Source organism: Isoptericola sp. NPDC057391 (assembly GCF_042668085.1).
Classification (GTDB): domain Bacteria; phylum Actinomycetota; class Actinomycetes; order Actinomycetales; family Cellulomonadaceae; genus Isoptericola.
The window spans coordinates 1-9,507 of sequence record NZ_JBHVBO010000161.1 but is presented as its reverse complement, the minus strand read 5'-3'; the positions used below and the strand labels follow the sequence as shown (position 1 = coordinate 9,507).

Annotated in this window: 9 protein-coding genes; 2 read left to right on the top strand and 7 right to left on the bottom strand. The window is 75.9% G+C overall.

Annotation, left to right across the window (positions count from 1 at the left end):
- From ACFUVW_RS16815 to ACFUVW_RS16805, 3 genes are all read right to left on the bottom strand, one after another.
- Window positions 1-633 (bottom strand): glycosyltransferase family 4 protein (locus ACFUVW_RS16815; RefSeq protein ID WP_430572464.1); only part of this gene is annotated, 633 nt, incomplete at its 3' end.
- Window positions 634-644: 11 nt separating this feature from the next.
- Window positions 645-1,913 (bottom strand): glycosyltransferase family 4 protein, encoded by a 1,269-nt coding sequence (locus ACFUVW_RS16810; protein WP_430572463.1) that lies wholly within the window; start codon window positions 1,911-1,913, stop codon window positions 645-647.
- Entirely contained in the window at window positions 1,900-3,159 is a 1,260-nt protein-coding gene (locus tag ACFUVW_RS16805; protein WP_430572462.1) for a glycosyltransferase family protein, read from the bottom strand. Before ACFUVW_RS16805 ends, ACFUVW_RS16810 begins: the two co-directional genes overlap by 14 nt.
- 139 nt (window positions 3,160-3,298) lie before the next feature.
- On the opposite strand from ACFUVW_RS16805, the gene ACFUVW_RS16800 reads away from it, so the two are divergent.
- The gene (locus ACFUVW_RS16800; protein WP_430572461.1) at window positions 3,299-4,681 is read left to right on the top strand and encodes a DUF4232 domain-containing protein; all 1,383 of its coding nucleotides are present in this window, start codon (window positions 3,299-3,301) and stop codon (window positions 4,679-4,681) included.
- Between the two features lie 15 nt (window positions 4,682-4,696).
- Here ACFUVW_RS16800 and ACFUVW_RS16795 read toward each other — a convergent pair whose 3' ends face one another.
- Window positions 4,697-5,317 (bottom strand): hypothetical protein, encoded by a 621-nt coding sequence (locus ACFUVW_RS16795; RefSeq protein WP_430572460.1) that lies wholly within the window; start codon window positions 5,315-5,317, stop codon window positions 4,697-4,699.
- A 95-nt stretch (window positions 5,318-5,412) separates the two neighbouring features.
- Window positions 5,413-7,260 (bottom strand): cytochrome c biogenesis protein DipZ, encoded by a 1,848-nt coding sequence (locus ACFUVW_RS16790; RefSeq protein WP_430572459.1) that lies wholly within the window; start codon window positions 7,258-7,260, stop codon window positions 5,413-5,415.
- A 126-nt stretch (window positions 7,261-7,386) separates the two neighbouring features.
- Between ACFUVW_RS16790 and ACFUVW_RS16785 the strand changes: the two genes are divergently transcribed.
- A complete protein-coding gene (locus ACFUVW_RS16785) occupies window positions 7,387-8,085 on the top strand; it encodes a fasciclin domain-containing protein (RefSeq protein ID WP_430572458.1) in 699 nt (232 codons plus the stop codon).
- Window positions 8,086-8,197: 112 nt separating this feature from the next.
- Here the strand turns inward: ACFUVW_RS16785 and ACFUVW_RS16780 are convergent, their stop codons facing one another.
- Both ACFUVW_RS16780 and sigK read right to left on the bottom strand, forming a co-directional pair.
- On the bottom strand, window positions 8,198-8,926 hold the full coding sequence (locus tag ACFUVW_RS16780) for an anti-sigma factor domain-containing protein (protein WP_430572457.1): 729 nt from the start codon (window positions 8,924-8,926) through the stop codon (window positions 8,198-8,200).
- The gene (gene sigK / locus ACFUVW_RS16775; protein WP_430572465.1) at window positions 8,919-9,491 is read right to left on the bottom strand and encodes an ECF RNA polymerase sigma factor SigK; all 573 of its coding nucleotides are present in this window, start codon (window positions 9,489-9,491) and stop codon (window positions 8,919-8,921) included. Before sigK ends, ACFUVW_RS16780 begins: the two co-directional genes overlap by 8 nt.
- Between the last annotated feature and the right edge of the window lie 16 nt (window positions 9,492-9,507).

The following is a 9,507-nucleotide window of genomic DNA, read 5'->3' as shown; positions in this document are numbered from 1 at the left end:
CCCGTGAACGCGTCCGCGCGAAGAGTCCGACAGGTCGCGACGGCCCCCGCACCGGTCTGCGGCCGGGACGATCCGCCCGGTGTCGACGCCGTTGGACAGCACGTGGACCTTCTCCGGGTGCGGGCCGGCGCGGTCGGCCGCCCAGGCCGCGACGGGGCCGCTCACGGCGACGACCGCCGTCGCCGCGCCGATGGCCGCGCGCGCGCAGCGTTCGGCGCCCGCCTCGTCGACCAGCTCGCGGTGGGTGCGCTGCTCGGCGACGAGCGGCGCGTTCACCTCGAGCAGGCTGGGGACGCCCGCGTCGTCGGCCCAGGCCGTCGCCGCCGTGCCCCACAGGGAGTAGCGCTCGTAGACGAGGTCGATCCCGGCCCGCTCGTGCAGCGCGTCGAGGACGTCGCCGACCTGCGCGTCCGCGTCCTGCAGGGCCCGCTCGCGCCCGGCCGTGGAGCCCGTGGGCGCCACGGGGACGCGGTGCACGACGACGCCGGCGAGGTCGGCGGGGGTGTCGTCGCCCGGGCGCGTCGTGACGACGTGCACGTCGCAGCCGGCGCGCACCAGCTCGCGCAGCACGGCCTGGACGTGGACGGACGAGCCCTTGCGGCCGAACACCGGGACGCCCGAGTCGGAGCTCACGTACGCGACCCTCATGCCGCCCTCCCCTCCGCGGCGGGCGTCGCCGCGCTCTCCAGCACGTCCAGCAGCCGCCGGGACGTGCCGACGACGTCGAACTCGGCCTCGATCAGCGCCCGTCCGCCGTCGGCGAGGCGGCGCGCCTCGGCCGGGTCGTCGAGCAGGGCGCCGAGGGCTGCGGCGAGCGCGGGGGCGTCGCCGGGCGGCACGAGCCGGCCGGTCGCGCCGTCGTGCACGGCCTCGGGGATGCCCGTGACCGGCGTCGAGACGACTGGGGTGCCGAGCGCCATCGCCTCCAGCAGCACGGTGGGCAGGCCGTCGCGGTTGCCGTCCGCGCCGAGCACGCACGGCGCGGCGAAGACGGCGGCGCGAGCGACGACGTCCCGCACCCGGTCCTGCGGCAGCGGGCCGTGGAAGGTCACGTGCTCCGCGCCGTCCCGCAGCAGACCGAGCGCGGCGGCGCGGTCGCGCAGCTCGGCCTCCTGCGGCCCGGAGCCGACGAGGTCGAGGTGCACGTCGCGGCCGTCGGCCACGAGCCGGGCGAGCGCGTCCAGGAGGTCGCCGAAGCCCTTCTTCCCGACGAGGCGCCCGACGGCGCACACGCGCCCGGGCAGGCGCGCCGCCGTCGTGCGGGCGTACTCGTCGAGGTCGAGCCCGTTGTACACGCGCACGACGGCGTCCGCGGCGGGCCCGTAGGTGTCGCGCAGGTAGGCGAGGTTGTGATCGCTCACGGTGACGACGGCGCGCGCGTCCGAGAGCTTGACCCGCAGGTCGGCGGGGTCCACCGACTCGTGGAAGATGTCCTTCGCGTGCGCGGTGAACGTGTACCCGATGCCGAGCACGGCGGCGGCGAGCCGCGCGACCGTCGTCGCGACCGACCCGAAGTGTGCGTGCAGGTGGGTGAGCCCGGCGTCGTGCGCGGCGGTCGCGACCCACAGCGCCTGCACGGCGTCCTCCGGGTCGGCGGCGAGCAGGTCCGCGAGGGTCTCGGCGGGCAGGGCGCGCAGGTCGAGCCGGTCGTGCGCGTCCGCGAGCGCCGACCAGGCGTCCGCAGCCCGGGCGGCGCGCGGCACGTACCGCACCGGCGCGGCGACGTCGGCCAGCGCCGCGTGGAACCGCGTGTCGACCGGGGCGCGCAGCGAGAAGATCTCGATCTGCACGCCGCGGCGCTCCAGGCCGCGCACCTCGTTGACGATGAACGTCTCCGAGAAGCGCGGGTACATCTTCGTCACGTAGCCGACGCGCAGCGGGGTGGTCCTCGGGATGATGTCAGGCCGTGGCACGGTGCTCCTCCTCCTGCTGGTCCTGCGGGTGCGGGGCGGCGGTCGCCGCGCGGGCGGGCGTCGCGAACCGGGCGACGAGCCCGGCGACGAGCTCCGGGACGCGCGCCAGCCCGTCGAGGTCGACGTCGATCTCGGGCCGTCGGGGCGCGACGTCCGCGGCGGTGCGGGCGAGCCAGGCACCCACCCGCTCGGGGGTGATCGCGCCGACGAGGACGTCGAGCAGCCCGAGGTCGGCGAGCCGGCAGGCGCGCACGAGCTGCTCGGCGCGGGGGTGCGTGCGCGGCACGACCAGGCCGGGGCGGCCGGACGCCAGCAGCTCGCACACGGAGTTGTAGCCGCCCATCGTCACGACGGCGGCCGCGCCCTCGACGAGGGGGACGACGTCGCGCACGAACGCGTGCACCTCGAGGTCGTCGCGGCCGGCGGCACCGGCGTGCAGCCGGTCGCGCGTCGCCTCGGGCAGGTACGGCCCGGTGACGAGCACGCCCCGGTGGCCCGCGGGCAGCGGCGCGGCGGCGAACGCCTCCGCGAGCGCGGCGCCGTCCTGCCCGCCGCCCACCAGGCAGAGGACGTAGGGCCCGCTGTCGATCGAGGGCTCCGTGGTGGACGCGCGACCACGACCGAGGTATCCGGTAAACACAGCCTTGGCGGCGACGTGCTCGGGCAGGGCGTACTCCGTGAGCGGGTCGTAGACGCGCGCGTCGCCGTACACCCACACCTCGTCGAAGAACCGCTCGATGACGGAGGTGGAGCGTTGCTCGCGCCACTCGCGGACGGCGACCTCGGGGGTGTCGAGCACGTCACGCAGGCCGAGCACGCACGCGGTGCCGCCCTCGGCGCGCAGCCGCCGCAGCGCGGGCAGCAGCTCGCCGCCCACGCCGAGCGGCACCTTGTCGACCACCAGGACGTCGGGCCGGAAGGCGGCCAGCGCGCCGTCGAGCACGCCCGCGCGGACGTGGACGACGTCGTCCAGCGTGCCGCCCCAGGTGCGGGGCCCGTAGCCGCGGTCCGGGTCCTTGCCGACGCGGGGCAGGGTCACGACCTCCGTGCGCTCCGGCAGGGGCAGGCTCGTCGCCTCCCGCGCGCCGGACAGGAGGAGGACGTCGACGTCCGGGTCGGCGTCCACCACCGCGCGCGCCAGCAGCGACGTGCGCCGCACGTGGCCGAGGCCCTGCGTGTCGTGGGAGTAGAACGCGACCCGGCGCCGGGCCGGACGATCGGGTTCGACTGCTGATATCTGTCGCACCCTGGCAACCCTGCGGAGGTTGCCTGAGTCACGGATGAGGCGACCATGAGGGGGTTCTCATCCGGAAGGTCGCAGCATCTGCACAGGGCGCGCCCAGGTCCGCCGCTCGCCCGATCCGCTGGTCTGGCACGCTCCCCTCGTGACCCGACGACGCACGTCCGCGCTGGTGACCGCCCTGATCGTCGCCGCCGCGCTGGTGACCCTCGTCGTCGCCCGGCACCACTGGGACCCCGTGCCGGACGAGCTGCGCGCGGCCGCCCGGCAGGCCGCCGAGGTCCCCGGCGTCGCCTCCGCGGAGGTCGCCGGCTACGAGGTGACCCTCCGTGACGCGAAGGACGGGGACGTCGCCCGCGCCCAGGTCGACGTCGTGCTCGAGGACGGGCTCGACCCCGCCGCCGCGAGCGCCGCCGCTGCCCGGGCGGACGGCCTCCTGGCCGCCGCGCAGGTCGACGGCGTGCGGACGCTGTCGCACACCACGACGGTGCACGCCGGGGAGCCCCGCACCGTGCACGGCGTCGAGGTCTACCCCCTCACGGCATGGGTGGCCGAGGACGGCGACGCGTCGTCCGTCGCGGACGCGTTCGCCCTCCGCGACGCGGGCGCGACGACGGTGAGCGGCGTCAGCGCGGAAGCGCCCGACGGCGCGGGGCTCGTGCGGCTGGCGGAGGCGGCCGCTCAGCACGGGATCGCCGCGTCGCTCGGCACGGCCGACGGCGCCGTGCGGTACGACACCTCCGGCCGGGTCCCCGACCCCGCGGTGGCACGGCTCGCCGCCGAGGCGGCCGGACGGCCCGGCGTCGTGTCGGCGGTCGTGCACGCGGGGTTCCCCGAGGGCACGGCGGCGGCCGGGGACGCGGCGCGGACGCTCCAGGTGGGCCTGGCCGGGCCGACGTCGTCCCCCGAGGCGGACCGTGTCGCCCGGTGGCTCGACGACCCGGCGCGCGCCGTCGGCGGCGCTCCCCTCGCCTACACGCTCACCGAGCCGGGCCATGCCGCTCGCCGCGACGGCTGGGTCGCGGCGTCGGCGCCGCCCGCGCCCGAGGAGCGCACCGCGCCCCTGCCGGCCGGCGTCGAGCCGTGGCCCGCGGACGACGACGCCCCCGCGTGCACCGGCGACGACCTGCGCCTCACGCTCGGCGCGCCGGACGCGGCCACCGGCAGCCGGTACCTCGCGGTGCACGCCGAGAACGTCTCCGGACGTCCGTGCGCCCTCGGCGGAGTGCCGCGGCTGACGTTCCGGGACGCCGACGGCGCGCCGCAGGACGACGTCACGACGGGGCCGGCGGCGCCGGGCGTCGTCGCCGGCCGCGTCGTCGTGCCCGCCGGCGAGCGGGCGCTGGCGACCGTGCAGTGGCGCGCCATGTCCACGGCGAACGACGCGGACGTCACGACGGCCGTCGAGGTCGCCCCGACCCCCGACGCCGCCCCCGTCACCCTGGTTCCTGCCGCGCAGCTCGACGTGCTCGACGGCGCGGAGGTGCGCGTCGGCGCGTGGGTGCAGGCCGTGGAGGGCTGGTCGTGAGGGTGACCGGCGCCGTCAGCCGGCGCAGAGCCCCTCGAGCTCGCTCTGGAACTCGGCGGAGTCGCTGTCGAGCCCGCTGATCCAGAGGCTGTCGAAGTCGACCACCGTGTCACGGGCGATCCCGAGCGACCGGACCCGCACCGGTGCCTGGTCCACCCCGAGGCGGGCGCCCGCATCGACCGTGGTGCCCTCGTCGAGCGGGGAGACGATCCACAGCGCGGCCTCGCTGCCCGGCGGGATGACGACACGGTCCGCGGTCCCTGCCCCCGGCGGCGGCCCGTCCGACGGGTCGTGGAACACGAAGCCTTCGCCGGGCCGGACGACGCGGCGGTCGAACCGGAACACCTCCGGACGCAGGCTCGTCACCTCCACCGGCCACCGGGAGTCGCTCGCGACCGTCAGCATGGCGACCACCTCCTCGTCCTGGGCGAACAGGGCCCAGAAGTCGTCGGCGGGGAACGCGCACTCGTCCGGGTGGCCCGTCGTGCTCGACTGGAACGATCCCGGCCGCACCTCGGCGCTCGCCGACAGCGCCCACCACCCCCCGAGGGCCGCTGCCGCCAGCACGGCCACCACGGTGACCAGCACGGTCGAGCGGCGGAGCCGCCTTCGGCCGGGACGCCCGTCATCGCGCATGCCGGGAGCGTAGACCCCGGACCCACCGCGAGTCCCTCCAGGTCAGGATTCCGCGGGTGATTCCTGACCGACAGGACGCTCGCGCACGTCGGCCGTCAGCCGAACGTGAAGGTGTAGACGGACACGCCCTCGGGGACGTCCAGCTCCACGACGCCCGCGGTCGGCCCGTCGCCGCGCAGCACGTCGTACAGGGTCGGGTTGCCGGCCACGTCGACGTCGCGCTCCTCCCGCACCGTGCCGTCCTCGGCGAGCACGCGCGCCGTGACGGTCCCCTCACCGCCGAGCACGCTGAACACGTCCGTGGACCGGTACGCGAGGCGCAGGCTCGCGCCGTCGGAGGCGGCGGCCGCCCCCTGGAAGTCGACGTCCCACGTGCCGCCGAGCGAGAAGGTGTCCTGCGCCTGGTCGTCCGGGTGCTCGTACGTCGCCTCGCCGGAGCCGTAGTCGGACACCCCGGCGTAGTTGAAGACCTTGTTCAGCGCGAGGTAGGTCTCCGGCGTCGTCTCCTCGCCCGGCGTGGTGTCGGCGACGTCGGTCGCGGGCGGAAGCACCACGTCCGGGTCGGCGGCCTGCAGCAGGTCGCGGATGTGCTGCTCGGTGACGCCGTAGTCGCCCTCGCCGTGCTTGATGTAGCGCACGGTGCCGTCGGCGTCGACGAGGTACTCCGCCGGCCAGTACCGGTTCCGATAGCCCGTCCACGTCGAGTAGGAGTTGTCCTGCGCGACCGGGTACTCGACACCGAGGTCGCGGGCCCCGGCGACCACGTTGCGGGTCTCGCGCTCGAACGCGAACTCCGGCGTGTGGACGCCGATCACCTCGAGGCCGGCGTCGCGGTACGCGTCGTACCAGGCCGTCACGTGCGGGATGGCCCGCTGGCAGTTGATGCAGGAGTAGGTCCAGAAATCGATCAGGACGACCTGGCCGCGCAGGTCCTCGAGGTCGACGGGCTGGTTGTCGGGGGTGTTGAGCCACTGCGTGATGCCGGTCAGCGGCGGCGCCGTGCCGCAGTCCGCAAGCTCGGTCGAGCCGTTGGAGCAGTTCGACAGCTCCCGGTTCGCGTCGGTGACGAGGCCGCCCAGGTCCAGCGCCTCCTGCACGGACGCGTTCTCGTCCACCTGCTGCTGCAGCGCCCCGGTGTAGTCGGGCAGGGCTCGCTGCAGCTGCTGCGGCAGGTTCAGAGCAAGCGCCCCCGCGAGCAGGATGACGACGACGCCGCCCGCGACGCGGATACCGCGCTGGTGGCGGCGGAAGGCCGACACCCGCTCCGCGACCCGACGTCCGGCGAGCGCGAAGACCAGCAGCGGGACCGCCGCCCCGACGGCGAACGACACGGTGAGCACGACCGTCCCAGGCCCGATGTCGCCCGTCGCGCCGGCGACCGTGATCGCCGCCAGCACCGGGCCGGCGCACGGCACGTACAGCACCCCCAGCCCGAGGCCGAGCAGGAACGCGCCCCGGTCCTGGCCCGCCGCGCGGCGCGAGCCCAGCGACGCGAGCCGCAGGAAGGGGCGCTCCAGCACCTCCTCGAACCGCGGCACGATCATCCCGACGCCGAGGGCCGCCAGCAGCACGATGCCCACCCAGCGCAGCAGGTCCTGCGGCAACCCGAGCGCACCCAGGACCAGCGAGCCCAGCAGCGTCATCGCGCTGAAGCTCAGCACCAGCCCGGCGATCACCAGGTAGGGGCGCCACGACCGCGCACGACGCCGGACGGGCCGGTCCGCCAGGTCGACGGCGGCCGCCCCGCCCGCCGGCGCGACGCCGGTCTCGACCTGCCCGCCCGCTCCGGTGCGCACCGCCGTCGGCACGTCGAACCGCAGCGCCGGTTCGCGCGCGCCCTGCACCCCGCCGGCGAAGAAGATCACCGGGAGCATGGGCAGGATGCACGGCGAGATGCCGGTGATAAGGCCACCGAGCAGGCCGATCAGGACCAGGGTCTCCATGCCCGTCGTTCGGAACCGCGGGGCCGACGGATGGGATCGCGGACGACCCCATCCGGTGCGGCGTCCGCTCCGAACCCCCGTCGAGCGCCCCGGACCGGAGGGGCGACGACGCAAGGAGAGAGAACGATGAACGTCCGCACTCGTACCCGCACCGCCGCCGCCGGCTTCGCCACCCTGGCTCTGCTGGGGCTCGCCGCCTGTTCGTCCGACTCCGGCTCCGACGCCGGGTCCGGCTCCGAGGAGACGATGACCGAGGAGTCACCGATGGCCTCCGACGAGCCGTCGGACGAGATGAGCGAGGACTCGGGCGACGGCATGTCCGCCGACCCCGCCGCGAACCTCGTCGGCCCCGGCTGCGACGCCTACGCCGAGCAGGTGCCGGACGGCGCCGGCTCCATCACGGGCATGTCGACCGACCCGGTCGCCGTGGCCGCGTCCAACAACCCGATGCTGAAGACCCTCACGCAGGCCGTCAGCGGCGAGCTCAACCCCGACGTCAACCTGGTCGACACGCTCAACGGCGGCGAGTTCACCGTGTTCGCACCGGTCGACGACGCCTTCGGGAAGGTCGACGAGAAGACCCTCGACACCCTCTCCACAGACGCCGACCTCCTGACCACGGTGCTCACCTACCACGTGGTGCCCGGTCAGATCCTGCCCGCGGACGTCGCCGGGGAGCACGAGACCGTCCAGGGCGACACCCTCGAGGTCACCGGCTCGGGCGACGACCTCAAGGTCAACGACGCCGACGTCGTCTGCGGCGGCGTGATGACCCAGAACGCCACCGTCTACCTCGTCGACTCGGTGCTCATGCCCCCGATGTGACGCCGCGCCGGGGATCCCGGCACTCCGCTCGAGGCTCGCAGGGCCGCCGCACGCAGGGGGTGCGGCGGCCCTCGGCGTGCGGGGGGCTCCGTACGGGACCGGTGTCCGTGGGTCAGGCCTCGATCGCCAGCACGGGGTCGGTGGTCGGTTGCGCCGAGCCGCCCGCGGGCTCCAGCGTCACGGCGACCACGTGCCCGGCGCCGCCCTCGACGAGCGCGCGCGACACGCCGCCGGAGGCTGCCGGCATCAGGCCCGCGGACACGGGCGCGTCGTCGGCGACGATCCACAGCTGCCAGTCGTGGCCCTCGCCCGGGGCGGGCATGCCCTCTGCGGAGACCAGGACGTCGTCGCCCGAGACCAGGGCGGTGGCCTCGCCGCCGCCCTGCACGGGCGCCGTGACGAGGCGCGCGTCCGGGTCGGCGAGCATCTGCGCGACGCGGTCCGCCTGCGCCTCCCATCGGGCCGCCTCACGGTGCTCCTGGACGGCGATCGTCGTCGGTACGGCGACCGCGATCACCGCGGCCGCCGCGGCGGCGACCAGACCCCAGCGGCGGCGCGGTCGGACGGCCGTGGTCGCGGGCGTGCCGGTCGCCGTCCGCCGCTGCGCGGCCTGCGGTGTGCCGGCCACCCGCGCGAGCACGGCGTCGCGCACGTGCGCGGGCGGCTCCTCCTCCACCGCGAACGCGGCGACGACGTCGAGGTACTCGTCGAGGGCGCGCCGCGCGTCGGGGTCGGACTCCAGCAGCCGCTCGACGGCGCGGCGCTCGAGGTCGTCCACGGCGTCGAGGGCGTACGCGGGGAGAAGGTCCCAGGCGTCGCGCGTGGTGTCGTCGTCAGCCACGGGCGACCCCCAGACAGTCGCGCAACCGGCCGAGGCCGTCGCGGATCCGGCTCTTGACGGTGGGCAGCGCCGCGCCGAGGCGTTCCGCGACCTCGCGGTAGGTGCGCCCGCCGTAGTAGGCCTCGACCACGGCTTCGCGCTGCGTCGACGTCAGCGAGTCGAGGCACCGCCGCACCGCGGCGCCCTCGAGGCGGCGCTCCACGTCCTCGGAGACGACGTCGCGGGCGGGGCCCGCGGTCGAGATCTCGAGGTCGCGCTGGTCCCGGTCCCGCCGGGACTGCTCTGCGCGGACGCGGTCCACGGCCCGCCGGCGGGCGAGCGTCGCGACCCAGGTGCGCGCGGAAGCGCGGGCCGGATCGAACCGCGCCGCGGTCTGCCACACCTCCACCATCACCTCCTGGGTCACCTCGGCGGCGTGGTCCGGGTCCCGGAGCACGCCCAACGACGTCCCGTAGGCCACCGGAGCCAGCGCGTCGTAGACGGCCCCGAACCTCTCGGGATCACCGTCCGCGCACGCCACCAGGGCGGCGTCGACGGGACCGCGAGCGGTCGGGGTGGGCGGCACCCGGACAGTCTGCCGC